Raw genomic sequence first — 26,187 nt, 5'->3', positions numbered from 1 at the left:
TCACTTCCAACCGGGCACCACCATGACCAGCCAGGCGATTGCCGGCCCGACGGCGACGACGATGCCGCTGTACGCCAGGATCTGCTTGTAGAACCTGTCCTTGTCCACGTCCTCCGGCGCGTTGGCCAGGACCAGGGCGCCGTTGGTGGAGAACGGGGACACATCCACGATCGTGGCGGCCACGGCCAGGGCCGCGATCACGCCGACGGCGCCGACCTCGCCGGTGGCCAAGAACGGCACCGCCAGTGGGATGAGGGCCGCGAGGATGGCGGTGGAGGACGCGAAGGCCGACACGATGGCGCCGATGTAGCAGATCAGCAGGGCGGCGAGCAGGGGCATGCCAAGCTCCGCCACCCCGCCGGACACGAAGGCGATGGTGCCGGCTTCTTCGAGGACCCCTACGAAGGTGAGCATGCCGCAGATGAGCAGGACGGTGGACCAGCTGATCTTGTTGACTGCGCCCTTCTGCGCCGCGGGGGACACGAGGGCAAGGACGATCGCGATGGTGATCGAAACGAAGCCGACGTCCACCTTGAATCCGAGCGAGATGACGGCCAGGGCGATCAGACCCAGGATGGTGGTCAGCTGGGGCATGGAAGCACGGGCGCCGCCGGCCGGAGGTGCGCCGGCCCCGGCGGGATTGGCCGGCGAAGATGCACCGGAGCCGCCTGAGGTGCCTTTGGCCGCGACGCCGTCGGCGGAGATGTCGGAGCCGGAGCCCTGCAGCGTGACGCCGGCCGCTCGGGCACCCACACTGACGGACATGCGCTTTTCTGCGGCTTGTTCCACGAATCGCCCGCCCGGGGTGGACAGCAGTTTGCCGCCGCCGAGGACGACAAACAGCACCAGCGCGATGGCCAGGTTGAACAGGAAACTGGCCAGGAAGATTGCCATCGGGTTGGCATCCAGCTCCGTCTTGGCAATGATGCTGTTGACGGTGACGCCATAGACGGCGATGGGGGAGAAGCCGCCGGCCTGCGCGCCGTGGACCACCATCATGCCCATCATGAGCGGATTGATCTTGTGCTTGGCGGCGAAGCTAAGGGCGATCGGCGCGATGATGGCCACCGCGGCCGGGGAGAGGGCGCCGACGGCGGTGATCACCGCGGTGATGGCGAACATGACCCACGGGATCAGGGCCACCTTGCTGCCGACCAACCGAACCGCGCCCCGGACCAGCAGGTCGATGGTGCCGTTGTTCTGCGCGATGGCGAACAGGTACGTGACCCCGACGATGGTCAGGAAGAGGCCGCCGGGGAAGTTGGCCAGGATGTCGTTGGTGGACATCCCCAGCACCACAGAGCCCAGCAGGAAGGCACCTACGAAGGCCAAGGCACCCATGTTGAGCGGCAGCACCGTGGCCAGCAGGAACATCACCGCCAGGATGATGATGGACAGGACGGGAGCGGACATCGTTGTTCCTCCGGATCGAAATGGTTCATTGACTGGCTTAGTGGCCTAGCCTCCTAGACACTAGGTGTCTTTGTCAATAGTTCTCCGGTAGTCTTAGGGGTCAGGACAGGCTGGAAGGACGTGCATGGCAAAGCAGGCGGCAACGCATCAGATTTCCCGCGTTTCGCGGCCCCGGCTCTACGAGCAGCTGGTGGAGCAGATCATGGACTTCATCGAGTCCGCCGAGCTGGGTCCCGGCGACACGCTGCCGGCTGAACGGGAGCTCGCCGAGCGGCTGGGGGTTTCGCGGGCAACCCTGGCGCAGGCCCTGGTGGCCCTTGAAGTGCTCGGCGTGATCGACGTCCAGCACGGCACCGGAGCAGTGCTGGTCTACCGGCCCAACGTTCCGTCCGTGATCAAGGGCCTCCGCGAGCATCGCAGCCGTCTGCCCGAGATCGTTGAAGCGCGGAGCACGCTGGAGGTCAAGCTGGCCGAGCTGGCTGCGGCCCGGCGCACCGAGCAGGACATGGACGCCATCGACCACGCCCTCGAAGCCATGGCCGCGGAAGTCGCCTCGGGAGAACGGGGTGCGCGGGGCGACGAGCTGTTCCACCAGGCCGTTACTGCCGCGGCCCACTCGGCAGTCCTGGCCCAGTTGATGACCTTCATCGCCGGAATGGTCCTGGAAACGCGCCTCGAATCCCTTGGACAGCCCGGCCGGCCGGAGCAGTCACTCGCGTCCCACCGCAAGATCGCCGACGCGATCAGGTTCCAGGATTCGGCGGCCGCCGCGGCGGCGATGCTCGAGCACATCGACCTCGTCTCCGACGTTGCCCTGCTGAAGAACAGCTAAGCCGGGATGAATGTGAACCTTTCCTTCGATCCGCCGTGTGGCCCCGTCACCGGATGGCGCGACGGCGCCGTCGTGCGTGCCACCGGCATTCCCTACGCCACCGCGGAGCGGTTCCAGCCGCCCGCGCCGGCCACCGACTGGTCCGAGACGCTCGAGGCAACATCCCTTTCTCCGGCGTGCCCGCAGGCTCCGGTACCCTTCCTGGACGACGTGCTGGGCACCCGCTACGGCGAACTGCCAGGCAGCGAGGATTGCCAGCGGCTATCCATCACCCTGCCTGCCGATCTCGACGACGATGAGCGGCTGCCGGTGATGGTGTGGCTGCACGGCGGGTCCTACACCTCCGGCTCGGGGGATCTGGCGATCTTCGACCCGGCGGCGCTGGTTGCCGAAACCCGGGTGATCGTTGTCTCGGTAACCTACCGGCTGGGCCTCTTCGGCTATTTGTCCACCAGCACCGGCCGGCCCGCCAATCTGGGCCTGCTGGACCAGATCGAGGCGTTCCAGTGGGTGCAGCGCAACATCGCATCGTTTGGCGGTGATCCGCGCAGGGTCACCGCGTTCGGGCAATCCGCAGGGGGCGACGCCGTCGCGCACCTCATGGCGACGCCGGGCGCAGCCTCGCTCTTCCAGCGGGCCATCATCCAAAGTGCCCCGCTGGGTATTACCCGGGGGCGGGAAAAGATGAACGCCGCCATGGGCGTCGCCGCGGAAGCGATCACCGCCGGCACTCCGGCGATGGACGTCGTCGCCCTCGAAGACGACGTTGCGCGGGCGGCTCGGAAGTTCGGGCTGATGGCTGCCATGCCGTTCGGGATTCAGTACGGGCACGCACCCCTGCCGGCGGAATCCGCGCTTGACGGGGCCTGGAATGCGGCTGCGCCAGGGATCGATATCCTGATCGGCCACACCGCGGAGGAGGCCCGGCTGTTTCTGCCGCGAAGCCCATACCTGGGCAGGGTAGCGAGGATTCCCGTGGTGGGCAGCGCGGTGCTCAAGGCGGTCACGTGGGTGGTTACAGAAATGGTGTACGGCAAAGCGGCCAGGCAGTTTGCCAGGCGGCATGTGCGCGCAGGCGGGCGGGCCCACCGCTACGTGCTGTCCTGGCGCGCACCAGGGAATCTGTACGGCGCCGCGCACACGGTCGACCTGCCGCTGCTTTTCGGGCACCAACGGACCTGGGAGGGTGCCGGGCTGCTGGCGGGCGCCACCTGGGAGGAGATCAATGCGCACGGCCGGGCGATGCGGGCGCTGTGGGCACGGTTCGCCTACGGGGAAGGCCTGGGGACCCGGGGCGAGATTCCCGGCTCGCTCCGGTACCGCTCGGTCTAGAACAGCTGGGCAGCGATCACCCAAAGGAGCACTACGACGCCGAAGGCGATCAACGGGCGGTTCCAGGTGGTGGTTACGGTTTCGCCGGAGGAGCGGAGTCCGGTGGCGCGGGCGTCCTGCCACGCCTGGGCGATCTCGTCACGGCCGGTGGTCACCGCGGGCTGTTGGTGGCTGAACCGTTCATTGCTCGGCAGGATGCTGTACGGCCGGCTCTTCAGGTCGCTGACGTGCTCAAAGCCGGATTCGAACGAGCCCGGCGGGGTGGGAGCACCCCAGCTCACATACTTCTTGCCGGCGGCCCTGACAGTGACGGCGTAGCGGACCTCGACGTCCTGGACCGTTTCGAAAGGTATCCGGTGGTCGCGGAGGCCGTTGATCAGCGTAAAGCCGCCGCCATCGGCGCGCAGGCACGGCCGCCACTGGGCCGCATAGACCAACCAGGACACCAGTACCAGCCAAGGTGCGGCGTCTATCGCGGCCCGGGTTTCTCCGCTCGCCATCAGCCACCACAGGGTGCCCGCAGCGGCGGCCCAAACGGCCGCGGCCACAGGGCGGCCCGACGCCGAGCGGTGCGTTTTGGCTCGACGGCCGGAGTCCGGACGGCCCGCCTGCGGCGGGTGGTGCTGCTCCTGTGATGCTTTCAATGGTCCCCCTCCATTGCCCGCGTCGTCGTCGGGATGAGTGCAATCTACCGCACGCGGTGTCCGACTCGATGGTCAAGGGTGAAACCCGGGCACCCGGGAAAGTCGCCGACACGATCGGCCGTGAACCCAAGTGCCTCATAGAAGCCGATGGCTGACGGACTTGCCTGCCAGTCCAGGATCATCGGCTGTGGCCGGGTCCGCGACCAGTCGAAGATGAAGTCCATGAGGGCCCTGCCGGTGCCGCCCAGACGTGTGTCAGGTTCGACAAAGAGGTCGTGGACACCCTGAAATTAGTGCGGAAGCTCTGCTGCCTCGGCGGTCAGGGCCTCTGCGCGGAGCTGCGCGATCCGTAACTTCAGGTAGGTGTTCAGCCGGAACACGGTTCGCGCCAGAACGAAAAATGTTGCCACGGGAAAGGCCCAGTAAAGGGCCGCAACGAGCAAGCCCAGAGCCAATTTCAAACCCCCAGTGTCGATGCCGCGGTTGCGACTGAACGCAGCATAGATGCTCCGGCGGGTATTGCCGTAGTCAATTTCGGCTGGGGAGATCCTGCCGCAGCACGGGAGGGTCTACTCAGTGAGTTCGGCCAGCAGGTCGGCTGCGTCCGTATTTCCGGCGGATGCCAGACGCCGCAACTCTGCGAAATCTTCCTTCTCAGCTGCGAGTTCAACAAGCTGATCCTCAGCGTCTTTGCTGCCGCCGTCGGCAAGGCGCCGCAGTTCGTCGAAGTCTTCCCGCTCCGCGGCAAGCTCGATGAGCTCACCTATGGCGTCGTTGTCACCAAGGGCGGCCCGCTCCCGGAGAGCTGAAAGTTCAGGGTCTGACATAGCGCGGACCTTCCAAGAAGAATTCTGCTGGACACTTCCTGGCCGCTGTGGTCGATGCGCTTCATCGTGGCCGGGAGTGGCAAACGGGGTGTCAGTGAAGGGTACCTCGCTGAAGGAATCGGCCGAAAGACTCTCTTGCTTCTCAGCGGCGGCTGAGTGATCCGATATGGTCAGCGATATGCGGAAACCGGTGATCGAACCCGCGACGGTTGCTGATGCGGACCGCTTCGCAGCCGACCTGCCATGGGCCCGGGCCGACGAATGGCGTGTCGGGGGATCATCGCTCGTGGCAAAGATCAAGGGGGAGCCGGCGGGCATCGCCGTCTCGGCCGCCAACCGCGTCCATCCGACTCGGGACCCGGTGTTCGTGTTCGTCGCCGAGCAGTTCCGGCGACAGGGCATCGGCTCGGCGCTGGTGAAATCCATCCAAACCCGTCGTCGGATGCCGCTATCGGTTAAAGCCCACCCCGGCACGATTGCGCACGAGTTCTACAAATCGCTCGGCGCCGTGCGCTACCAAGTGTGCCCGCCCGAGCGGGTCGGCACCTCAAACATCGAGGTACGGCGCTGGGCACTCGAAAACCGCCGGGACGGCATCCGCGCCGGCGACCGGCTACCGCTGGAACAACTGACTGAAGCCTGGACGAAAATGTATGAAAACGTTCACGCATCATGGTCGCCCACTGGGACGCGCAATGGCCTCCTCGCCGAATTCGGACCCATGATCCAGAACGAACTGGATCCATCCCGAAGCATGTTCGTCATCAGCAACGACAGGATTACCGCTGCATGCTTTGTCTTCGGTACAGGCAGGGATCCGGAAGTCGAGGCAATATGCGAATCCCTGCAGCCGAACAACCGTTGGCGCGCACCGACGTCGCCGCCTGCATGGCAGAAGTGCTGGTGAACGCCGGCGGCACCCCGGTGCTGTTTGACGGACACATCACCGACCCACACTTCTTTCCGACCCTCCAACGCATTCCGGACGTTGCAGGCAGGACGCTGGAGCTCCTCGAAATTCGGTCTCGCCACAGCACCCGATTCGTGCTGTGATGGCTGCCAGGTGTCCTACGGGCTGGCTCCAATGCGGAGCTGCGGAAGGGGAGTCGTGGAGGAGACGCCTCAACTGCGCCGGCGTCCAAGATGGCCCTGGGCATTAGCCATCCTTCTGGTGATCGCCGTCGACGCGTTGCTGATCGGTTTTCGGACTGGCGAGTGCTTCGATTACACGGCGGAGTCGGGCGCCGTCAGCACGTGCACGAGTGGCCCGGTCTTGGGGCCGGCAGGCATGTGGCTCCTTGTCGTAATCAGCGTCATCCTCATCCTCTACCTTGCCCGCCGTCTGGTGCGCGCCGCGCGGCACCGCTGAGCTGGGTTGATAGATTCGGGACCATGACCACTCCGGATATCCGCGTCAGGGCAGCGACCGAAGACGACGCCGCCCGGCTGGCCGAGATCCACGTTGCGGCCTGGCGGGCCGCTTACCGTGGAGTCATGACCGATGAGTATCTTGACGGTCTCGACGTCGGCCGGGCGGCAACTGCGTGGCGTCGGAACATCCTGGAGCCCAGGGAAGGGACTATTCACCTCGTCGTCCAGAGCGGCAATGAGGTTGTGGGTTTCGCCATCCTCGGTACTGCTTCCGGGGACTCGGACCCGGAAACCGGCCAGCTCCACGCGATCAATGTGCATCCGGACTGCTGGGCGCGGGGAGCGGGCTCCATCCTGTTCGCGGCCGCAGAACAAAAGCTCGTCGAACTCGGCTACCGCCGGGCATTTCTCTGGGTGGAAAAAAGCAACACTCGGGCCATCAGCTTTTACAGCAACCGCCGCTGGCTCGACGACGGCGGGACCCTGGAAGACACCAGATTCGATCCGCCCGTGGCTGAGAACCGCCACAGCCGGACATTCCCGCCCGGAAGGGTCCCGCCCGACACGCTGTGAGCGCACCGTGCGCAGGCAATCGGCATTGCTCCGAGCCGAGTACCGGCTTCATGCGCCGGCCCAGCGCCGCAGTGTGCTGTTGAGCAGTCCGACCAGCACACTCGTCCACCAGCAGGTTTGCGAGATGCACAAAGCCGCGAGCAACCGGGCCCGCAGCCCGGCTGCCATTGCCGTGAACAAGGTTCCCGGCGGTGTTGCCCGAGCGCAGCGAGGCCCTTTTCGCTCCTGCTGCGGAACCCTGACCGGCTTTCGAGGAAGGACCGAAAGGCGCGACTGACTATGCGCCAGCTTGGCGGTGCCGGACGGCAGGTCGGACGAAACGCGCTGTGGCAGTAAGCCGAATCTCTCCTCAAGCCGTCTCGCCAGCCATTGGAGTACTGTTCGATCATGACGACATCCGGGCGGGAATCCGGTAGTCCACAGCCCAACGTCAGGGTGACGACGAACCGTGTCAGGTCGGAAGGCGATGACCTGTATTTTGAAGTACGAGGTCACGGGCCGGCGTTGTTGTTGATCCCTGGAGCCGGTGGGAACGCGGACTTGTACGCCGCTGTCGCGGACCTCCTCTCGGATGAATTCAAGGTCATCACCTACGACCGCCGCGCGAACGCCCGCAGTACTTCCAACAGTCCCCAGAATTTCGAGATCAGCCAGCAAAGCCGGGATGCGGTAGCAGTAATCCAGGCCGCCGGTGAGCAGGCGGCCTTCATCTTCGGGAGCAGCAGCGGGGCTGTAATTGCCCTTGATGTGGCGAAGACCCAACCCCATGCCGTGCGGGCCGCCATCGCTCATGAGCCGCCGTGTGCGAGGATATCCCCCAACGCTGCCAAGTGGCAACGTTTCTTCGCCAACGTATACCGAATGGCCTACCACTTCAGCCCTTCGCTGGCAGGGCTTCGTTTCATCTTCGGAATTCAGGTTCCCGTGAGGAAGCTTGTCAAGGGACATGCTCAAGCCGCGGAGTATGCCCGCGGCCATAGCGAGTCCCGGCAACGCGAGCCCCGTATCAGCTCGCTCGACACGAACGAGGTCCTGATGAAGCTCGAGCTCCTGCCGGTGACGAACTATCTGCCGGATGTTCTACTGGTTCATCGCAACGGGGTGACGATCATTATGGCCGTGGGCGAGTGGGCCCAGGACCGGAAGACCTGGCTCGGCGAGGTGTCACACATCTTGGCAGAGCGGCTGGGCTGTGAGCTGGTGACATTCCCCGGCCACCATGGCTCGTACACCGACATGCCACACGAATGGGCGGCAACCCTGCGCAGGGTTTTGCGCAAAGCCGGCGGAACAGAGCAAACCGCCAGCTGACGAAATGACACCCTGCTCAGACGCATCCCTGCCTTGGACCGCCGCGTTGGCGCTCGAGGCTCGGCGCTCGCGGCCAGCGTCAAGCCAAGTTCTTGCCCAGGAACGCGAGGACATCCGGGAGGATGGAGCGCCAGTAGCCGCCGTCGTGGCCGCCGGCCTGGAAGCCTCCCTCATGTGCGCCCGGAAGGTCCTTCACATAGTCCCTCACGCTGAAGAGCAGGTTGTCCGCCGTGCCGCAGTCAATGCGCTTCGGCAGCGGCTCCAGCTCCGAGCGCAGGGCAAAGATGTCGTTGGCCGCAAAGTCCGCGGCGCTGTCGAAGTTGTCGGACCGGCCGGCGTCGTACAGGCTCCAGACGGCGGGACTCATCGCGGCGACGGCCCGGAGACCTGGGACGCGGTGCTGGGAGGCCAGGAGCAGGGCGCCGAAGCCGCCCATCGACAGGCCAAACACGGCGAGCCTGCCGGTGTCGACTCCCTGGCGGGCCAGCAGGGGGACGAATTCCTCCACCAGCATGGACTGCGTATCGGTTCCGGATTCCCGGCGATGCCACCACGTCTCGCCGCCGTCGATGGCGGCGATCGCAAATGGCGTCCCTCCGCCGGCCACATGCCCGGCCAGGACGCCGCCGGCGTCCAGCTCGTCGAAGACCATGCGGTGGTCCGCGCCCGTGCCGTGCAGGAACAGGGCAACGGGCAAGGGGCCGGTACGGCCGTCGGTGGATCCCGGCACCGCCAGTGACCAGCCCGTGGGTTTCTGGGGCCGGTACCGCGAGGTGAAGCTGCCGCTGCGCACGCCGATCGGCGGGGCTGCTGCTGCCGCCTGGCTGGACGTGCCCCGGCCAGCGCACCCCGCGACCGACGCCGCCGCCACGGCGCCGGCTCCGAGCCCCAGCAGGCGCCGTCGGGAAAATCCGGGTGATCCCATGGCCCGATCATAGGCCCGATGCCTCGGTCTGGGAGTTGCCATGCGGGCGGCGGCTCCATGCAGTCGCGGCACACTCCGGCAACAATTCGGGTACGAATCCGCGGCAACCGTGGGCTTCTGCTGCTGCACCGGAGACACTGACGGCATGGCATTCCACCTGAAGGACCGTGACGGGCGCTCCGCGATCTGCGCCACGATTGGCGTGCTGATGCTGGTTGCCTCGATATCGGGGTGCTCGCCCGGCACGGGCGGGGAGCCTCCGTGTTTCCCTCCCGCCTATACGCTGACCCCGAACCAAGCCAAACCAGGGCAAAGGGTCACAGTGGCTGCATCGGACGCTGACTGCAATCCCCGCTACGGCAACAACGCGCGAATCCAAGTGAGCGTCGCCGACGCAACAGGGGCGGAGGTTGTCAACACCACCTCCGCCATGAACGACGCCGGTGGGTTCACCTACACGTTTGTCGTGCCCGCCCAGACAGCCGCCGGGGATGCCGCGGTAACCGCAGCGCCTTACAACATTGACTGGTGCGATGACACCGGCAGGAACAACCGTGTGTCGGGGGCACGAGAGGTCACTCTCGTGCGGGAGTCGTGTGTGCTGCCTGTGAGGCCGCTGACCATCACCCGCTAAAGCGTATGCACGGCCGGTGGAGCGGCACTGAACGCTTCGACGCGCCAGCACGAACGTGCAGGGCCAGGATCCACCAGAACTTGTACCGGTAGCCGGTGGTCCTCCTCAAGGGTGGGCGAGGCCGAATCTCTGGAAGAGCATCGGAAGTCCGGTCTTGAGACCGTAGGCCAGAGCGTCCCCACGGTGTCCGATCCCTTCCCCGACGAACAGGTGCGTTGTCATGCCGGCGGCCTTCGCATCCTTCTCAGCTTCGGCGCTCTGGGGCCCGTACCTTGCGTCAAGGGTGCCGCTGGTGAAGATAGCGAGCTCATCAGAATACGTGTGGGCTTTGAGGATTGTTGCGGGCTTCTCCGCAGTGAACGCGGACTCACTTCCGCCGAAAATGGTCTTGACCGTGTTCTCCTTGGAGCCATTCACGGGTTCCAGCTCTCCGGAGATATCAAGAAGTGAGCCGAATATATCCGGCCTCTTGGCCGCGAACGAGAGTGCGCATTCGCCGCCGTTCGAGTAGCCAGCCACCGCCCATTGGGTCCGGGCACTGGCAACGTTGAGGTTCGTGCGGATGTAGTTGACGACGTCGGTGGTGACATACGTGTAGACGTTGCCCTCCGCGGAGTCGACGCAGACAGGGTTCCTGTAGGGATTGCCCAATTGATCGACGGTGAGGAGCAGTGGGGCCAGGCCGTGGTTTTGCCGCGCCAGGGCATTGAGCTGATGTACCGCAGACCTGCTCTGTTCAGGGCCGCCCGGCTGGCCCATCATCATGACGATGATCGGCAGGGCTGGCGGATTAGCCACCAGGGCAGCGGGCGGGAGGTAGAGGAATGCGTCGCGGGCACGGAATCCTGACGCGCTGGCCGGAATCGTCACTGCGCCGCTTCGCCCGACAGACGGCATTCCCGCAGGCGGCTTCCAGTGCTGCCGTAAGGCGGACCCAGTCAATGACGGGTGCGCGGGGTTTAGTTTGGGCAATGTCAGATGCTTCGTCACGCTCATGCCCAACATGGCTCCCAATGTCGGGTTGAGCCCGTAGCCGGCGTTGATGCCGAGTGCCGCCGTCGCAACGAACAACAGGCAGGCGAGGATGGCGACCGCCTTCCGCCACCAGCGGGACCGCCACAGGTTCACGGCAGCCAGGCCGAGGCCTCCGAACGCGCAAATCACCCAGACGCGGGTGTCCGCATCCAGCGGCAAGCCGAAGACGTTCAGCACGACATCCGAGACGAACAGGACCACGGCTCCGGTCAGGGCGCCGCCGGCAACGGCCGCGGCCGCCGTGACGAGCCATTTCCGCCACCTCGGCAGCTGTAAGGCGCGCGGGGGCGAGCCGTCGTCGTCCCCGGCCGAAGGCCCGACGCGGATGGTCGGGCCCGGACGAAGTCCAGCGCGCAAGACCAGGACGAGGGCTGCCAGAGCCGACAGGGCATAGACCGAGTACAGCAACGGGCTTGCGATGACGCTGAGGTTAAGAAGTTGCTCCATCTCGTCTCCTCCTGTCCGTCATTTTGCGCCATGGCCAGCGGCCGGCCACCGGGCTCGGCTCCGGAGCGAACTGCAGGCTCCCCTAAGAGGCTTTATAGCACGTCCGTCGTCGGCGAAGCTGGGAGCGTTCCGGGCCCTCGCCGCAGACCGGACGGGAGCCTGTCGATGCTTCAGCGGAACCGTCCTATGCTGGCTTGTACGTCAGTGATCAAATGGAAGCTACAGGATGGGCCTGTCGGATTGTCCCTAAAATCCTGAAAGGATTCACCGTGCTAGAGTCGCCGGCCGTCACCAAGCCAGGGCGATTCCGCCGCGGCGGGCCCGTGCGCTGGCTGCTCGCGGTGGTGCGCGGGTCTCCCGTCACGGTGTCCTTCGTCGTCGTCTACTGGATCTTGGGTCTCCTGTCCTCGAGTCTCCTCTTCGGCCCTGCAGCGCAGTGGCGGGCGGAAGTGGCGGCATCGGCACAATCGTTGCCGAATCATTGGTGGGCGGTGGTGTCTGCCGCATTCTGGGCAAGAAACCTGCTCGGCTACGTGGTGGGAACGGCGCTTGTGCTGCTGGCCTGCTTGCCGCTGGAACGGCAGATGGGGAGCAAGAACTTCTCTGTCGCGGCCGTTCTGACGCAGATCGCGGGCATCCTGGCCGCCGCTGGATTTTGGGAGGCTACCCGGCTACTGACGGGGAACTGGGCCCGGGAAATGCGCGGACTGTACTTCTTCGGCCCGACTGCTTTCATTTGCGGAACGGCCATGGCAGCGACCGCGTCCATGGGGGCCTTGTGGAGGCGGCGGATCCGCCTCGGCCTCTTCGGGCTGCTGATACTCCTCGCCCTTTACAGCGGGGGTTTCGCCGATCTAAGTCGACTTGGGGCCGGCGCTGCGGGCGCGCTCTTGGGCCCGTTCCTTCTGGGCCGTCGCCCCCGGCTGGTGCGCCCGGTCAGTTCAAGGCACGAGGGCAGGGTGCTCGTGGCCCTCCTCGTGGCTGTTTCGGCCGTCGGGCCGGTGGTTGCCGGCCTGGTCCCGCACGCAGTGGGGCCGCTCGCCGTCCTGCGCTTCCTGTTCACAGACATTCGGCCCGTGGACCCCCAGACAGTACAGGCCATCTGCGCTGTTCCGGCCCAGCATCGGGACTGTGAGGCCGCGCATCTGCAGTTGCGGGCGGGTGCTGGCGCAATCTTCATGGCGATTGTTCCGTCATTTATGCTGCTGCTGCTCGCTGAGGGGCTCCGACGCGGACGACGCTTCGCCTGGGCAGGAGTGCTCGTGGTCCAGGCCGGGTTGTCACTGCTGGCGCTCACTACACTGGTGGCAGTTCTGCAGGCGGCCGGCCCAGACACAGTCGCGGGGGAGTTGGTGGACGCAAGCCAGCCGGGTCACAGTACCCAACCGCTGGCACTCGTGGTCCCGCTGCTTGTCCCGGTGTTGCTACTCGTTGTCCTGATGGGGTGCGGGAGGTTGTTTCCCGTGACCGCACCCCGCGGCACGTACACCCGGCTGGCACTGCAGCTGCTAGTCCTTGCCGGCGCCCTTAGCCTGGTCTACATCGCGGTCGGGTTGGCCCTCGCGACTGAGTTCACCCCTGTCCCCGCCGCAGCCGATCTCCTGGCGGACACCCCGGACAGGTTCTTGCCGCTGGGCTTCATTGCAGACGTTCCGCCTGCCTTCTTACCCCAGGGCACGCTGGCAGTTCTGCTTTACGAAGGAGTCGGCATCGTGTTCTGGGCCGTCACCGGGGTGCTGGTCTTTAAATCGTTTGTGCGGCCAAGTCAACCCCGGCATGGCGATGGCAAGGAGCGGGCCTTGGCCATCCTGAGATCACAGGACGGGAGTTCCATATCCTGGATGACCACCTGGGCCGGGAACACCTACTGGTTCTCGGCCACCGGCCAGAGCTACATCGCATACCGCGTTATCGCCGGCATCGCGCTCACGGTGGACGGCCCAGTCGGACCCAAGAACCTGAACGCCGCGGCAGTCGATGAATTCTGGGACTACTGCCGGTCAAATGGGTGGACACCCTGTTTCTATTCCGTATCCGCGGAGGTCCGGGATGCGGCAACCGGCCTTGGCTGGGACACCGTTCAGGTTGCTCAGGAAACTGTCCTGTCACTGGAGTCCTTGTCATTCAAGGGGAAGAGATTCCAAGATGTACGCACCTCTTTAAACAACGCGGCCAAGGCGGGAATCCATGCAGAATGGGTTAGCTACCCCACGGCAGGCTTGAACATCCAGACCCAGATTCTGGCTATCTCCGAAGAATGGGTTGCGGACCGGACGATGCCCGAAATGGGGTTCACCCTTGGCGGGCTCGACGAACTGAACGACCCTGAAGTCCGCTGCCTGCTCGCAATAGACGCCGACCAACAAGTGCACGCCGTCACCTCCTGGCTTCCGGTCTACCGCAACGGAAGGATCGTGGGCTGGACGCTGGATTTCATGAGAAGGCGCAGAACCGGCTTCCGGGCGGCCGTCGAGTTCCTCATTGCTTCCGCAGCGATGAGCCTCAAGGATGAAGGGTGCGATTTCATCAGTCTTTCCGGTGCACCACTGGCCCGGACTGCGCCGGTCCTCCGTCCGGACGTGACCCCAGCGGGTCCGTCAGCGACCGCCGGCCTGGACCGACTGCTGGATCGCCTTGGGTCCGCTCTTGAACCCGTCTACGGGTTCAGGTCCCTTTTGGCCTTCAAGAGCAAGTTCCACCCCAGCTATGTCCCCCTCTTCATGGCATATCCCGACTCGGCGGCCCTGCCCGGAATCGGGAACGCCCTTACCCGCGCCTATCTGCCCGATCTGTCACTCGGCGAGGGGTTCAGGCTGCTGCGAAACTTACTGAGCGAACGCGTCAGCGGTGTTGGACGCTCTGGTCGCCAGCCGACGGAAAGCTAGCCGGGACACACATCAAACCGAATCCGGACGATGTTACCGTAGAGGCCGATGACTCTTTCTGAAGAACTTCTTATGGCATACGACCAGCAACTCCGAACGGATGCCGAGACGCCCAGTGCCATCGGCGTTGAACGGCTGGGTCCCCTACGTCTGGTGACCTTCGCAGGCGGCAGAGGCTTCGTGACCTACCAAGACCTCGACGGGGCCAGCGCCCGAACAATCGCGCGTTGGGTGGTCGAGGCGCTCGCGGTATACCGCAGCGATCCGGCAATCGTGCGAATTGAGTGGAAAACCCGTGGCCACGATCACGCGCCCGGGCTCCATGACGCACTGCTCGAGAACGGATTTGAGCCGGACGAAACAGAGTCGGTCATGATCGGACCGGCCAGCGCGTTGAATGTGGAGGTGCAGCTCCCGCCCGGCATCAGCCTGCGGCGCGTGACTGAAGAACGGGACATTCGCGCCATGAGCGCCATGCAGGACGAGGTTTTCGGCACTGACGCGTCCGAGGGCAATGCCGACGCCATCCTGCGTCGTGTGGCCCTGGAAGACGGTATGGAACTGTGGGTTGCCGAACACGACGGGGTGATTGTGAGTGCGGGCCGCCTCGAGCCGGTACGGGACACCGACTTCGCGGGCATCTGGGGCGGGGCAACGCGTGCAGAATGGCGTGGCCTGGGTATTTATCGGGCCCTCACGGCGGCCCGGGCTCGAGCCGCGCTAACGCTCGGCAAGCAACTCATCCACAGCGACTCGACAGAATATTCGCGACCGATTCTGGAACGCTACGGCCTGCACCGGGTGTCAACAACCACTCCGTACCGCTGGCGGCGCTAACGGCCCAAGCGCGTCCGCCGGGATTGTTGTCCAGGTCCGCAACGGCGAGAACACGATAGGGACTGCCGAGGCGCCGGCGAGCAGTGCCCAGATCCAGAGCACGGGCTCAACGCCTGCCCATGCGGCGAGGGCGCCGCCGGCCAGGCTGGCGACGGGCATGACTCCGAGGACAAAGAGTCTGTTGCTGGCCAGGACTGTCCCGAGCCTGTGGGGCGGAGCGAGGCGCGGGATGATCCCGGCGCCCGCCACGGCCATAACCACAACAAGAAAAGCCCACCCGAACGTGGACGCGCTCAGCCAGAGAGCCGGGAACCACGGCAGGACCGCGGACAGGGGAGTCAGCGCCACGGCCGGGACGCAGGCGATGCCGGCGAGGATTCTGGTCTTTCCGATGCCGAGTTGGCCCAGGATGGCCGGCGCGGCGAAGGACGCGGCAAGGCCGCCCACGGCGGCGAAGGTGCTCAGAAGCGCGAAGACGGCCGGGCTCAGTCCCAGGACGTTGAGGGCGTAGACCGCGGTGGCGGCGCTGCCAAACATGGTGGCCGCGTTGAGAATCATCCCGGACAGGAACAGAGCCCGGAGTGCCCGGTGGTGAATGGTGAACGACAGTCCTGCCCGGGCCGCAGTCCAAAACGCCTCGTGACTCCGGGGTGGCTTGACGTCATCATTTACCTGAATTCTCGTGAGGACCAGGGCGGACAGGGCGTAGGCGAACCCGGCCGCCACTAAGACGAACGGCGCGGCGACGGCGCTGAGCAGCGCCCCGGTCAGGGACGGAGAGCCGACGGCGACCGCGCTGGCGGCCGTTTGCAGCCGGGCATGCGCGTCGCTCATCTCTTCCCGCCCCACCACGGAGGGCACGAAAGCTCCGTGGGCGGTGGTGAACACGACGTCGGCAATGCTGATCAGCGCTACGCAGGCCAGCAGCTGCCCCAGCGTCATGACGCCGCAAACAAAGGCTGCCGGTACGCTCAGGACCACCAAGGCCCGAGCCGCGTCCGCTGCAATCATCAGCCGGCGCCGGCGGAACCGGTCCACCCAGACGCCGATCGGCACGCCCAGGACAAGGAACGCACTCATGCCCAGGGCGTTGATGACTCCCACCTCCAGGGCGCCGGCACCGAGCAGGGAAACGGCAATGATCGGGATCACCACCCGGCTTGCTTCGTCCCCCACACCCTCGAACGCGGCGGCTATCCACAACCGCCGGAAGGCAACCAGCTGCAAAATTGGTTTTTTGGCCGTCTTCACCGTCCTTACAATCGGCCGGGCGCCAGTGCTGACAACTCGCTGTAAGGCCATACCTGACAATTTGTCAGGAACTGCCTGACAAATCAACTATTCTGGCAGTGTCAGGCGATAAGTCTTAAGGAGAATGCCGTGGAACTGGAACCGCCGCTGGCCGGCCCGCTGATGTGCAGCTTCTGCGCGAGACCGGCCAACACCTCCCGACGCCTCGTGGCAGGTCCCGGCGTAGCCATCTGTAAGGACTGTGCCCAGGCGTCCATGGCGCTGTTCAGCAACGCGGATGTTTCTCCGGCGGCGGCCCCGTGGGCGAGAATGACCGACGATGAACTGCTGGCCCACCTGCCGGAAATCGCCGCCGTCGCCTCACAAGTCGAAGACCGGTTGAGGGCCTGGGTGGGGACCACGCGTCAAAGGCGCATCAGCTGGGCGCGCATTGGCGCGGCGCTGGGTATGACGCGGCAGTCAGCGTGGGAACGATTTTCCTAGCTGCCGGAATAGAAGGTTGCCGGCGGCCCGGGGAACGGTCCTCCACTGCCCTCAGTGTCGCCACCCGCGCCGCTGCCAAGGAGGCTCCGGGTGAGGGCGGCGCTGTCGGCCATCAGGTCTTCCACAGCCTTCGCCAAATGGTTGTCCGCGACCGGTACGCCTTCCAATGCGCCTGCGACGACCGCCCGGCGGACGAGTTCACGTGCGAACGAGGCCGTGGTGCCTTCGGTGCGGGCGGCGGCATCTTCAACCGCGTGCGGGCTGAAGGGGATGCCCCTGGCATACAGCCTGACCAGCGAAACCCGCTCCGGCTGGGCCGGCAGGGGAATTTCCACGGCCAGGTCCACACGTCCGGGACGCTGGGCCAGGGCGCGTTCAAGCATGTCCACCCGGTTGGTGGTGAGGACGAACGCGACGTCGGCGTCGCTGGCCAACCCGTCCATGGCGTCCAGCACCTCGAAAAGCAGCGGCTGGGGTCCGTGCCCGAAGCTGCGGTCCTCGGCGATGAGATCGCAGTCCTCAAGAACGACGATGGAGGGCTGCAGCGCCCTGGCCATGGCGGCGGCTTCTGAGATCCTGGCGAGCGATCCCCCCGAGAGAAGGATTGCTGTGACACCGTCGCTCCGACTCAACAGGTACCGCACCGTGTGGGTCTTGCCGGTCCCCGGCCTGCCATAGAGCAGGACGCCGCGTTTGAGGTGCTGGCCGTACTTGTTGAGGGATTCCCGGTGCTCGGCGATGCCTAAGGTGTGGTCCGACACTTTCTCCAGCAGGCCATCCGGCAGGATGACATCGGACGCGGCAAGGGCCGGCCGGGCGTGAAAGGTCACCCCGGCCGCGCTGGGACCATATTCGCCCATCACCAAGGAAATGACCTGCCCCTTGAGCACGCTGCGGTGCTGCATCCGCCGGCGGAATTCCGAGAGGAAGTGTGCGGCCTTATCCGTCGCACCGGCCAAAACTTCAAGTGAAGCGGACTGCCGGCCATACCGGGGGTTGGCGTCCCGCTGCAGCACTGCGATTGGACTGCCGCCGTGGCTGAATAGCCACAGTCCCAGTGCCACGGCCTGCCGCTGTTGGTCCGGACCGACCGCGAGGTTGGCGTAGTCCGGCTGGGACAGAGGGTACTGGGGAAACATTTGGGACTGCTGCAACATGTCGCTCAGCGAATGATGGTGCCTTTGGTCTCCGCCGCCGATGCCCACGAGCCGGAACCCGGGGTCCTCTGCAGCGAGTTCCTCCATCAGGATGTCCGCGTCCACGAACCGGTGCGGCGGAATCTCCTCAACCACCACAGCCACTGATTCCGCCTGGACCGCCAAGTGGTCGGTAAGCGTGGTCAGCAGCTGGGTTCCCCGTTGCACCCGGTGCTGCCCGGACTGTGCAAGCTCCACCAGCTGCGCGAAATTGTCGATGAACTTCCCCAAATTTTCATCCATGGGCTGACCCTACCAGCGCCGCATTCCCGTATTGACGATTAAGGATGTTTCCGTCCTGGCGCATTCGAGCAGGACCGTATTGGCGTCTGCAGAGTTCCCGAAAGGTTTCACAAATCCCAAAGGGAAGAAAATATCTTCCTCGGAGGGCCGGCCCTGTTTGGTATGCTCGCAAACTATTCTGGCTATTTGGGGGGACCATGAATAAGGGAATGAAATCCGCAATTGCAGTCGTAGCGCTCACTCCGCTTCTCGCACTGGGGCTGTCAGCCGCTTTCGGAACGTCGAAGTCCGGTCCTGCTGGCATGCCAGCTGGTGCATCGGACCACCCAGAGTGCTACAACCGGGCCAGGCTGAACGATCCGAATGACTTCTGCTACCGGACCATGGGTGCTTGGAATAGCACCAAATCCTCTGACGAGGAAGTCCGGAGCATGATGTCCATTGAGCGAATGGTGAAGGCCCGCAAGACCGTTCAAGAGATCCAGCGCTACTACCCGGAGTATTCGCCGCCCACGAAATGACGCTGCCACGCATATCAACCCCGTGACTGTATTAGCGGCCGGAACGGGTCTACCGGTGCGCATTTGCGCCTCCCGTTCCGGGATTCCGGCAGCCGGTTAGCTCGTGGGCCGATTCGGCTCATCGGCATCCCGCGTCAGATCGGCGCCCTCGGGTATCTGGAGGGCCTCGATTCCCGGATCGGCGACGATTTCCGAAATGAGGTTTTGGCTACCCCCGATGATTGTTGAGTCAAAGTCGATCTCTGTCACCAGTGTCCAGGCGCGGTCGGCGGGCCACATGAGGCTCGGGGACTGTGGCGAGTGTGCATCACGTGTCCACAGTGCGGTGCGGACCCAGCCGGGGCTGGCGAACGCTATCGGAGCTTCGGAGAAGAGGAAATGCGCTCGTCCGGGCAGCTCGAGCCGGGGTCCGATCACTACCGCGGCGGGCAGCAGTCCGGACCCGCCGTCGGCTCCAGATGACGGAACAGCGGAGGCGCTGTCGGCGGCGACGAGCAACGGCCACGCGGGACCAAGGGACGGATTCGACGTCGATCTCCGTAGCAGTTGGCCTGCTGTGTCCGCGCCACGTGCCGGGTATCGGCTGGCCTGTCACGCGTCGCGGGATGGAACACGCGGGCATAGGTATCCGTACGGCACCACGCAGTGCATGTCCCTCGCGGAGCGGTCCAGAAGAGGACGCAGCCAGTCGGCGAATGCAACATCACTGATAGGTTCCATGGGCCCAGCCTAGGGTCTCGGAGCCGAACACAAACCGCATTGGATGAATCTCCGGGGGTTCGGACAACGCAGGACGGAGAACCACAGACCCGCGTCACTTAAAGGCGCATCTGAATTGTTACTCTCTTTTCCTTTTGTGCGGCAAATGCAATTGATATTCTGAATTTGGTCAGGAAGAGGCCGCTCACCTCGTTGCGGGAGTCCTTGCCTCATGCCCACCAGACTCGATGTCATCGTCACTGCCGACGCGGACGTTCTGGCTGTCGCCATGAATCCACTCGAGTACTTGACCGCCCACAGTTTCACCGCCCCAGAGCATGGTTGGGGCGTTGCGGCATGATCGGCACAGGGTCACAGCGGCGCCCCGGCAGCAGGATCTTTTACACGTTCCAGCACTTGCCGCAGGTGCCCACTGGCGACCTCCTGCAGCTCCGGCAGGCGCTGGCGAATAGCCAGGAACCAGCTGAAAACCCTGCTGCGTCCGAGCTCCTGCAGATCATCAACGCGGAACTGCGCGGGCGCGGCCGGCGGCGCGAGTGGCGTCCGAGCCTGGTCGGGGCGCGATCACGCCGCCGGCACGCGGGCCGACGGTCCGGCAAGCAGGATCAGAAGCCTGATCCAGGCTTCCCTTAGACCAGCGCGGATGCGGCCCTTATGAAACGTATCGGGGGTGGCCGCATCCGCGCTAATACGCACATAGTGCACGGCGTGCCGTGTACCCGGCTGGCGCCGGAGAGCGCGGGCCCAGGTGCCGCCCTCGAACCGGCGACATCACGGGCGCTGGTCCGGTTCGGTGCCCTCGTCTGCCGTGCCCGTAGCGGGTCTGCTGTAGGGAGCCCGCGGAGCGGGGGAGTCCAGCGCATTCAAACGTTCGTTGACCGCATGGGCCAGAATGTCGCGCTGGAGGTCCGGCAGCGACATTGCTCCGTGCAGGTACGCCTCCACCTCTAACTCGCCGGCTTGTCCACCCAGAGTGAAGTATTTCAGCCAAAGTTCATCGAGGTTGAGCCCGGTGTAAGGAAGCGAAGCAGCAATCCCGCGTCGTTGCTCGCTTTCTTCATTGCTCAAGGCCATTGTTCCGCCTTGTGTTTACGTGCCGGACGACGCAGAGAAGCGGACCAAAGCCGCTGCAGTCTCATGCAAAGTGTCCCCTGACCGGCGGGACATGGCGATCAGGGTTCGGAAGGCGTCGTCCTCTCCGGTGTTGTCCCGTGCCATCAGCATGCCTTTGGCCACGCTGATGGTGTCGCGCTGAAACAGGGCGTGCTGGAGTTGCTGGCTTAGGACCGCGGCAGCTTCACGGGCCTGCGCGTGAACGACAAACAACACTGCCTGTTGCGCAAATAGGGCAAGCAGCCGGACGGTGTGATCGTCGAACCGGTCCGATTCGCCGGCATAGACCTTAACCGCCCCCACTGCCGTGCTTCCGGTCAAGAGCGGGCTGCTGGCGACCGAACCGATGCCCATGGGTGCCACGGCCGCACTCCAGGCGGGCCAGCGGTGATCGGTAGAGGCATCGCTGACCAGCACGGGCTCGCCAGTTGCCCACGCCGTCAGGCACGGACCTTCGCCCAGTTCAAACTGCAGCGTGTCCGCCCGCGAAACGACGTCGCCGCCCGAAGACGCAGCCGTGAGGCGCTGGCCCCCGGGGTTCATCAGGCTGACCCCGGCTCCCACCGCTCCGGGAATGGCAGCCACGGCGGCGTCCGTGATCACCTGCAGGGCATGCACGACAGTTTCCTCGGTCAGTAACATCCGGGACGCGCGGGCGAAGACCGCGGTGAGTTCCTCTGCCAAGGGCAGGTCGATTTCCATGTTCTACCTCGACAGGTTGCACGGTGCCGTGTTCAATGTGCTGTGTTCACTGTGCCGTGTTCACTGTGCCGTGGCGGGGCGCTGCGGCTGCGTCTTCCAGCATAACCGGCCTCGCACCGTAGGACACCTGTTCACCACACCGCAGCGCGCGTAGTGTGGAAAGAGGAGATACCCCCGGGAGAGTTCGACCGGCCGACGTTCTTCGCACCAGGCTGCGTACGAACTAGAGCGCGCACCCGCAATCAGGGCTCCTGCAAGGGCGACCCACAGGAAGAGGACGCCGTCACTTCACAATCAGGGGCTGCGCCGACCGCGGAACAGCTCCAAGATATGCTGCTGGAGAGCCCGGGCTTCATCGATTTCCTCCTCAGCCTTTCCACACTGGCGGCTACCGCGTTAGGCGGCAAGAACACCAGGATGTGTGCCATCACCGTGGAACGCGACGGAAGTCCAGCCACCGTCGCCAGTAGCGGACCCGAAGCGCAACGTTTGGATGAAATCCAGTACGGCCTTCACAACGGCCCGTGCCTGACCGCATTGCGGACCTCTCAGACCATCCTGGTGACCGATGCGGGCACGGATCCGCGCTGGACTGCCTACGCCCGCGCCATGTCCGCGGAAAACGTCCGATCGGTGCTAGCAGTGCCCATAACCTCTGACGCCGGATCGGCGGCGGCGCTCAACTGTTACTCCTCCGAATCGGGGGAGTTTGAACCCGGCACCGTCGAACAGGTGCAGGAATACGCGGCGTCGATCTCCAACATTCTCCGTCTTGCCCTCAGGGTTCATCCGGCCCCTCCCTACCCGGAACATCTGCGGTCGGCTCTGCAATCGCGTGCCGTGATTGATGCCGCCGTCGCACTCGTCATGGCCCAGAATCGATGCAGCCACGACCAAGCCTTGGCGTTGATAAGCCGTGCAGCCACTATCCAGGGCACGCGGATGCATGACATCGCGGCTGACATCATCGCCGGGTCCGCGCCGCAGGCCGGTCCTGCCGATCGCGGGAGTGACGACCCAACCGGCCGGTAACGTTGCCCGCGATGTAGCATGATTTGGGGGCATGCGGCCGGAAGGAGCCGGGGTGGAACTTGCAGAGCAGCGTTTGGTTGACGGGACCGCGGAGCAGCTACAGGACCTGGTGCTGTCCAGCGAGGACCTGGAAGAATTTTTGGGCCAGCTGGCCCAGCACTTAGCCACGGGGCGATCCCACGCAGATCGGGAAATCATCTGCGCCGTAACTGTCGCGTGGCCTAAGAAACCCGCCGCAACCGGCGCCGGCAGCGCCAGGGCAGTCGAACTCGAAGAGCTACAAGCCGAGGCCGGCGAGGGGCCCTGCATCACGGCCATGAGCGGAGCACGCACGGTATACGTCAGGGACGTGAGGCGCGAGAGCCGGTGGCCAGTATTCGGTCAAGCGGCTGCGGAGCGGGGATATGCTGCCGTCCTGGTGGTCCCCATCGATCTGGACGACGAATGCCGGGCCGCCCTGAGCTTCTACGCCACGCACCATTCCGGATTTACGGACGGCGAGATCCTCACGGCAGAAAACGTTGCCCGGCAGGTCTCCCGGCCCCTGCGTCTGAGCCTGCGGATCGGTCGCCTCCAGGACGCCCGCGACGACCTCGCGTCCGCCATGAAATCGCGTACGGTCATCGACATGGCTATTGGCGTGGTCATGGCCCAGAACAGGTGTCCGCCGGATGAGGCATTCACGTTGCTCCGCAAAGCCTCCAACGCCCGGAACATCAAGCTGCGCGAAGTCGCGGTATCCATCGTTGCTGCAATTGCCGGCACCACGGACATCCGTTCACGCTTCGACTTGTAGCCTTCACTCGAGCGGCCGGCGCCGTCAGGAGCGTGCAGCGAGGATCTGCTCGCGCAGAATGTCCGCGTGACCGCAATGCTGGGCGAGTTCCCTGAGCATGTGCAGGTAGATCCACCGCAGGGGCAGCGGACCGCGCCGGTTGCCCGTGACGACGTCGTCAAGGTCGAGGGGAGCGGCCATGCGGCGTGAATCCGCACAGGCCTGGCTGTAGGCGGCTTGGAGGCCCGCGATGGTGTCGTCGTCGGCCAGGATGAACGATTCATCCGGAGTGGCGGGGATGCCGATCTCCTCCCGGCTCCTACCGGTGATGGCCTCGTCGAACCACACCTTTTCCACAAAGGTGGCGTGCTTGACCAGGCCCAGGAGGGTGGTCCGCGAGGGCACAAGCGACGCCCGGGCCTCCTGCTCCGAGAGCCCGTCCAAGCAGCTGTTCAGCGCCTTCCGATGCTCATCGAGGAATGCATCGAGCTGGGTCCGGGTGTCCGCTGTGAATGTTGCAGGATCCATGCTGGGGTTTGGTCTCATGGCCTCACAGCCTAGTACCGGCCGCCGCGTTCCGGGGGACCCGGACCCGCCAGCGGGGTCCAGGTCCCCAAGAATCCGACACGTGAGGCTGGATCGCGGTCAGTGCCCGCGCGCGATCCATTCCTCAAGCTGCGGGGCCTCGTCACCGATGGTCGTCGGATCCCCGTGACCGGTCCGGACCACAGTGCCCGCCGGAAGCGGCAGGAGCCGGTTCCGGATGGACTCGATGATGGTCGGGAAGTCGCTGAAGGAACGGCCGGTCGCTCCCGGTCCACCCTTGAACAGCGTGTCGCCGCTAAACACAGTGTGTTCAGGAACTGGGTTTCCAAATTCTGGGCCTTCGCCCTCGAGGAGGAAGCACACGGATCCGGGCGAGTGGCCGGGGGTGTGCAGTGCCGCCAGCCTGGCCCCTGCGACATCGAACGTGTCGCCGTCGGCAATGGCGTGGTCCGGCTCGGTGCCGGGGAACACTTGCTCCCACAGCATCCAGTCTTCCCGGTTCAAGTACACGGGCGCGTCCACGAGGGTCCGGACCTCGCCCACGGCCCGGATGTGGTCATCGTGGCCGTGCGTGAGCAGGATTGCCGTGACCTTCCTGCCCGCGACAGCGGCGGCTACCGCAGCGGGATCGTGGGCAGGGTCGATGATGACGCATTCGGCATCATCCCCGATGATCCAGACGTTGTTGTCAACCTCCCACGTCCCGCCGTCGAGCGAAAACGTCCCCGAGGTGACCAGCCGGTCGATGCGGACGCTCACAGCTCCACCACCGAGCGCAGCACCGCGCCGGCGTGCATCTTATTGAAGGCTTCCTCGATCTGGTCGATGGTGATCCGCTCTGTCACGAACGCGTCCAGGTCCAGCTTGCCCTGCTGATAGAGGCTGATCAGGGTGGGGAAGTCGCGCGAGGGCAGGCAGTCGCCGTACCAGGAGGACTTCAGCGAGCCGCCGCGGCCGAACACGTCCAGCAGCGGTAGTTCCAGGGTCATCTCGGGGCTCGGCACGCCCACCAGGACCACGGTGCCGGCCAGGTCCCGGGCGTAGAAGGCCTGCTTGTACGTTTCCGGGCGGCCGACGGCGTCGATCACCACATCGGCGCCGAAACCGCCGGTCAGTTCGCGGATTGCCTCCACGGGGTCGACGGCGGAGGAGTCCACCGTGTGGGTGGCGCCGAGCTCCTTGGCCCGCTGGAGCTTCTTGGCCTCGATGTCGACGGCGATCACGGTGGTGGCGCCGGCGAGCGCCGCCCCAGCGACCGCCGCCACGCCCACTCCGCCGCAGCCGATCACTGCGACCGAATCGCCGCGCTGGACGTTTCCGGTGTTGATCGCCGCGCCGATGCCGGCCATGACGCCGCAGCCGAGCAGGCCGATGGCGGCGGGATCGGCGTCGGGGTCCACCTTGGTGCACTGGCCGGCGGCCACGAGGGTCTTTTCGGCGAAGGCTCCGATGCCCAGCGCGGCGGTCAGCTCCGTGCCGTCCTCCAGAGTCATCTTCTGGGTGGCGTTGTGGGTGTTGAAGCAGTACTGGGGCTGACCCCGCCGGCAGGCACGGCATTCGCCGCAGACGGCGCGCCAGTTCAGCACCACGCGGTCACCGGGGGCGACGTCGGTGACGTCCGGTCCCACAGCGCTGACAACGCCGGTGGCCTCGTGGCCGAGCAGGAACGGGAAGTCGTCGTTGATGGCGCCCTGCTTGTAGTGCAGATCGGTGTGGCAGACGCCGCAGGTCAGGATGTCCACGAGGGCCTCGCCGGGCCCCGGGTCCGGAACCAGGATCGTTTCGAGGGTGACGTCGGCATTCTTGGACCGGACAACGGCTGCCTTGACTTTATGGACCATGAAACAAGCTCCTCTGCTCTGAACGCGGATTTCTCGAATAAATACTGGCACAACGGGCGACGGCGCGGCCCTTGGGAGGCCGCGCCGTCGTGGTTTGGTTTTGTCCTTGGATACAGGAAGAGACTAGGCGGCGAGCCGGCTCTTGACCTCTGCCGCGGAGGGATTGGTGGCGGCGGTGCCGTCCGGGAACAGCACCGTGGGGACGGTACGGTTGCCTCCGTTGAGTTGCTCGACGAGATCGGCCGTGCCTTCGACTTCCTCGATGTTGATCTCGGTGTACCCGATGCCCTGCGCGTCCAGCTGCTTCTTCAACCGGTTGCAGTAGCCGCACCACGTGGTCGAAAACATGGTGATGGTGCCGGATTCGGGGGTGAAATCCACGAAGTTCTCCTCAAACATATGGGTGGGGTCGGCGTTTAGGCCGGCCCCACTGAAGTCGTACGTCACTACCAACAACCGTACCCCGGAGCCCGCTATTCCCGCAGAGTGTGCTGCCTCGCTACGCCGTCGGTCGCGAATTCGCGGGAAAGCTGCGAAGTCGCCGGAAAGTCGGAATGAATCAAGCTGTTTGTGACAGCGGGTTGGTTTTGTGGTTGATGCCGGCGTGGGTCGGGGCGGCTGGTGCGGTGGGTTTGTTTCGGTAGCGGTGAGGGTGCCGGGCGTGGCAGGCGTTGAGGGTTGCTTGGCGGCGTTGGCGT

General features: G+C 65.1%; 27 protein-coding genes and 1 pseudogene. 13 read left to right on the top strand and 15 right to left on the bottom strand.

Annotated features, from left to right (window positions below):
* Positions 1-1,413 carry an SLC13 family permease gene (locus AC1DKQ_RS18795; protein WP_476919811.1) on the bottom strand — a complete coding sequence of 471 codons (1,413 nt, stop codon included), beginning with the start codon at positions 1,411-1,413 and terminating at the stop codon, positions 1-3.
* Positions 1,414-1,537: 124 nt separating this feature from the next.
* Here AC1DKQ_RS18795 and AC1DKQ_RS18790 point away from each other — a divergent pair, with 124 nt between their 5' ends.
* A complete protein-coding gene (locus tag AC1DKQ_RS18790; RefSeq protein ID WP_476919810.1) occupies positions 1,538-2,245 on the top strand; it encodes a FadR/GntR family transcriptional regulator in 708 nt (235 codons plus the stop codon).
* A gap of 6 nt (positions 2,246-2,251) precedes the next feature.
* Entirely contained in the window at positions 2,252-3,577 is a 1,326-nt protein-coding gene (locus AC1DKQ_RS18785) for a carboxylesterase family protein (protein ID WP_476919809.1), read from the top strand.
* Here the strand turns inward: AC1DKQ_RS18785 and AC1DKQ_RS18780 are convergent.
* The 3 genes and pseudogenes from AC1DKQ_RS18780 to AC1DKQ_RS18770 all read right to left on the bottom strand — a co-directional run bounded on the left by AC1DKQ_RS18780 (position 3,574) and on the right by AC1DKQ_RS18770 (position 5,048).
* Positions 3,574-4,221 (bottom strand): hypothetical protein, encoded by a 648-nt coding sequence (locus AC1DKQ_RS18780; RefSeq protein WP_476919808.1) that lies wholly within the window; start codon positions 4,219-4,221, stop codon positions 3,574-3,576. The genes AC1DKQ_RS18785 and AC1DKQ_RS18780 overlap by 4 nt on opposite strands.
* Positions 4,222-4,265: 44 nt before the next feature.
* Positions 4,266-4,490 (bottom strand): annotated as a pseudogene (locus tag AC1DKQ_RS18775) (GNAT family N-acetyltransferase); the annotation flags it as partial.
* Between the two features lie 300 nt (positions 4,491-4,790).
* Positions 4,791-5,048: a hypothetical protein gene (locus AC1DKQ_RS18770; protein WP_476919807.1), complete on the bottom strand. Its 258-nt coding sequence runs from the start codon at positions 5,046-5,048 to the stop codon at positions 4,791-4,793.
* Between the two features lie 166 nt (positions 5,049-5,214).
* Between AC1DKQ_RS18770 and AC1DKQ_RS18765 the strand changes: the two genes are divergently transcribed.
* The 4 genes from AC1DKQ_RS18765 (at position 5,215) to AC1DKQ_RS18750 (ending at position 8,303) form a co-directional block, all read left to right on the top strand.
* Positions 5,215-5,955, top strand: coding sequence for a GNAT family N-acetyltransferase (locus AC1DKQ_RS18765; protein WP_476919806.1), 741 nt, complete (start codon positions 5,215-5,217; stop codon positions 5,953-5,955).
* A 264-nt stretch (positions 5,956-6,219) separates the two neighbouring features.
* Positions 6,220-6,417, top strand: coding sequence for a hypothetical protein (locus AC1DKQ_RS18760; protein WP_476919805.1), 198 nt, complete (start codon positions 6,220-6,222; stop codon positions 6,415-6,417).
* A 23-nt stretch (positions 6,418-6,440) separates the two neighbouring features.
* A complete protein-coding gene (locus AC1DKQ_RS18755; protein WP_476919804.1) occupies positions 6,441-6,992 on the top strand; it encodes an N-acetyltransferase family protein in 552 nt (183 codons plus the stop codon).
* 387 nt (positions 6,993-7,379) lie between these two features.
* Entirely contained in the window at positions 7,380-8,303 is a 924-nt protein-coding gene (locus AC1DKQ_RS18750; RefSeq protein WP_476919803.1) for an alpha/beta fold hydrolase, read from the top strand.
* Positions 8,304-8,382: 79 nt separating this feature from the next.
* Here AC1DKQ_RS18750 and AC1DKQ_RS18745 read toward each other — a convergent pair whose 3' ends face one another.
* Complete coding sequence (locus tag AC1DKQ_RS18745) at positions 8,383-9,228, bottom strand: alpha/beta hydrolase (RefSeq protein WP_476919802.1); 846 nt, start codon at positions 9,226-9,228, stop codon at positions 8,383-8,385.
* A gap of 145 nt (positions 9,229-9,373) precedes the next feature.
* On the opposite strand from AC1DKQ_RS18745, the gene AC1DKQ_RS18740 reads away from it, so the two are divergent.
* On the top strand, positions 9,374-9,862 hold the full coding sequence (locus tag AC1DKQ_RS18740; RefSeq protein WP_476919801.1) for a hypothetical protein: 489 nt from the start codon (positions 9,374-9,376) through the stop codon (positions 9,860-9,862).
* A 105-nt stretch (positions 9,863-9,967) separates the two neighbouring features.
* Here AC1DKQ_RS18740 and AC1DKQ_RS18735 read toward each other — a convergent pair whose 3' ends face one another.
* Positions 9,968-11,344, bottom strand: a complete 1,377-nt coding sequence (locus AC1DKQ_RS18735) for an alpha/beta hydrolase (RefSeq protein ID WP_476919800.1) — start codon at positions 11,342-11,344, stop codon at positions 9,968-9,970.
* Between the two features lie 269 nt (positions 11,345-11,613).
* Here AC1DKQ_RS18735 and AC1DKQ_RS18730 point away from each other — a divergent pair, with 269 nt between their 5' ends.
* A complete protein-coding gene (locus AC1DKQ_RS18730) occupies positions 11,614-14,229 on the top strand; it encodes a bifunctional lysylphosphatidylglycerol flippase/synthetase MprF (protein WP_476919799.1) in 2,616 nt (871 codons plus the stop codon).
* A gap of 48 nt (positions 14,230-14,277) precedes the next feature.
* Positions 14,278-15,066 carry a GNAT family N-acetyltransferase gene (locus tag AC1DKQ_RS18725; RefSeq protein ID WP_476919798.1) on the top strand — a complete coding sequence of 263 codons (789 nt, stop codon included), beginning with the start codon at positions 14,278-14,280 and terminating at the stop codon, positions 15,064-15,066.
* On the opposite strand, the gene AC1DKQ_RS18720 is transcribed toward AC1DKQ_RS18725, so the two are convergent.
* The gene (locus tag AC1DKQ_RS18720) at positions 15,034-16,317 is read right to left on the bottom strand and encodes an MFS transporter (RefSeq protein ID WP_476919797.1); all 1,284 of its coding nucleotides are present in this window, start codon (positions 16,315-16,317) and stop codon (positions 15,034-15,036) included. The two genes, AC1DKQ_RS18725 and AC1DKQ_RS18720, sit on opposite strands and share 33 nt — an antisense overlap.
* Positions 16,318-16,446: 129 nt before the next feature.
* On the opposite strand from AC1DKQ_RS18720, the gene AC1DKQ_RS18715 reads away from it, so the two are divergent.
* On the top strand, positions 16,447-16,800 hold the full coding sequence (locus AC1DKQ_RS18715; RefSeq protein ID WP_476919796.1) for a ClpX C4-type zinc finger protein: 354 nt from the start codon (positions 16,447-16,449) through the stop codon (positions 16,798-16,800).
* Here the strand turns inward: AC1DKQ_RS18715 and AC1DKQ_RS18710 are convergent.
* Positions 16,797-18,239 carry an AAA family ATPase gene (locus tag AC1DKQ_RS18710; RefSeq protein WP_476919795.1) on the bottom strand — a complete coding sequence of 481 codons (1,443 nt, stop codon included), beginning with the start codon at positions 18,237-18,239 and terminating at the stop codon, positions 16,797-16,799. The two genes, AC1DKQ_RS18715 and AC1DKQ_RS18710, sit on opposite strands and share 4 nt — an antisense overlap.
* A 209-nt stretch (positions 18,240-18,448) precedes the next feature.
* Here AC1DKQ_RS18710 and AC1DKQ_RS18705 point away from each other — a divergent pair, with 209 nt between their 5' ends.
* Positions 18,449-18,760: a hypothetical protein gene (locus AC1DKQ_RS18705; RefSeq protein WP_476919794.1), complete on the top strand. Its 312-nt coding sequence runs from the start codon at positions 18,449-18,451 to the stop codon at positions 18,758-18,760.
* 96 nt (positions 18,761-18,856) lie between these two features.
* Here AC1DKQ_RS18705 and AC1DKQ_RS18700 read toward each other — a convergent pair whose 3' ends face one another.
* The 3 genes from AC1DKQ_RS18700 to AC1DKQ_RS18690 form a co-directional block, all read right to left on the bottom strand.
* Complete coding sequence (locus tag AC1DKQ_RS18700) at positions 18,857-19,258, bottom strand: hypothetical protein (protein WP_476919793.1); 402 nt, start codon at positions 19,256-19,258, stop codon at positions 18,857-18,859.
* 993 nt (positions 19,259-20,251) lie between these two features.
* On the bottom strand, positions 20,252-20,554 hold the full coding sequence (locus AC1DKQ_RS18695; protein WP_476919792.1) for a hypothetical protein: 303 nt from the start codon (positions 20,552-20,554) through the stop codon (positions 20,252-20,254).
* Positions 20,555-20,569: 15 nt separating this feature from the next.
* Positions 20,570-21,295 carry a GAF and ANTAR domain-containing protein gene (locus tag AC1DKQ_RS18690; RefSeq protein ID WP_476919791.1) on the bottom strand — a complete coding sequence of 242 codons (726 nt, stop codon included), beginning with the start codon at positions 21,293-21,295 and terminating at the stop codon, positions 20,570-20,572.
* A 330-nt stretch (positions 21,296-21,625) separates the two neighbouring features.
* Between AC1DKQ_RS18690 and AC1DKQ_RS18685 the strand changes: the two genes are divergently transcribed.
* On the top strand, positions 21,626-22,327 hold the full coding sequence (locus tag AC1DKQ_RS18685; RefSeq protein ID WP_476919790.1) for a GAF and ANTAR domain-containing protein: 702 nt from the start codon (positions 21,626-21,628) through the stop codon (positions 22,325-22,327).
* A 52-nt stretch (positions 22,328-22,379) separates the two neighbouring features.
* Positions 22,380-23,123: a GAF and ANTAR domain-containing protein gene (locus AC1DKQ_RS18680; protein WP_476919789.1), complete on the top strand. Its 744-nt coding sequence runs from the start codon at positions 22,380-22,382 to the stop codon at positions 23,121-23,123.
* Positions 23,124-23,147: 24 nt separating this feature from the next.
* Here AC1DKQ_RS18680 and AC1DKQ_RS18675 read toward each other — a convergent pair whose 3' ends face one another.
* The 4 genes from AC1DKQ_RS18675 to AC1DKQ_RS18660 all read right to left on the bottom strand — a co-directional run bounded on the left by AC1DKQ_RS18675 (position 23,148) and on the right by AC1DKQ_RS18660 (position 25,870).
* Positions 23,148-23,648: a DinB family protein gene (locus tag AC1DKQ_RS18675; protein WP_476919788.1), complete on the bottom strand. Its 501-nt coding sequence runs from the start codon at positions 23,646-23,648 to the stop codon at positions 23,148-23,150.
* A 99-nt stretch (positions 23,649-23,747) separates the two neighbouring features.
* Entirely contained in the window at positions 23,748-24,407 is a 660-nt protein-coding gene (locus AC1DKQ_RS18670) for an MBL fold metallo-hydrolase (protein WP_476885728.1), read from the bottom strand.
* Entirely contained in the window at positions 24,404-25,489 is a 1,086-nt protein-coding gene (locus AC1DKQ_RS18665) for an S-(hydroxymethyl)mycothiol dehydrogenase (RefSeq protein ID WP_476885729.1), read from the bottom strand. Before AC1DKQ_RS18665 ends, AC1DKQ_RS18670 begins: the two co-directional genes overlap by 4 nt.
* 123 nt (positions 25,490-25,612) lie before the next feature.
* Positions 25,613-25,870 carry a mycoredoxin gene (locus AC1DKQ_RS18660; protein ID WP_011692168.1) on the bottom strand — a complete coding sequence of 86 codons (258 nt, stop codon included), beginning with the start codon at positions 25,868-25,870 and terminating at the stop codon, positions 25,613-25,615.
* Positions 25,871-26,187 lie beyond the last annotated feature (317 nt).

It is taken from the genome of Arthrobacter sp. 05L421 (assembly GCF_056397785.1).
The sequence above is the reverse complement of the archived record's forward strand: the minus strand, read 5'-3'. Positions and strand labels throughout refer to the sequence as shown.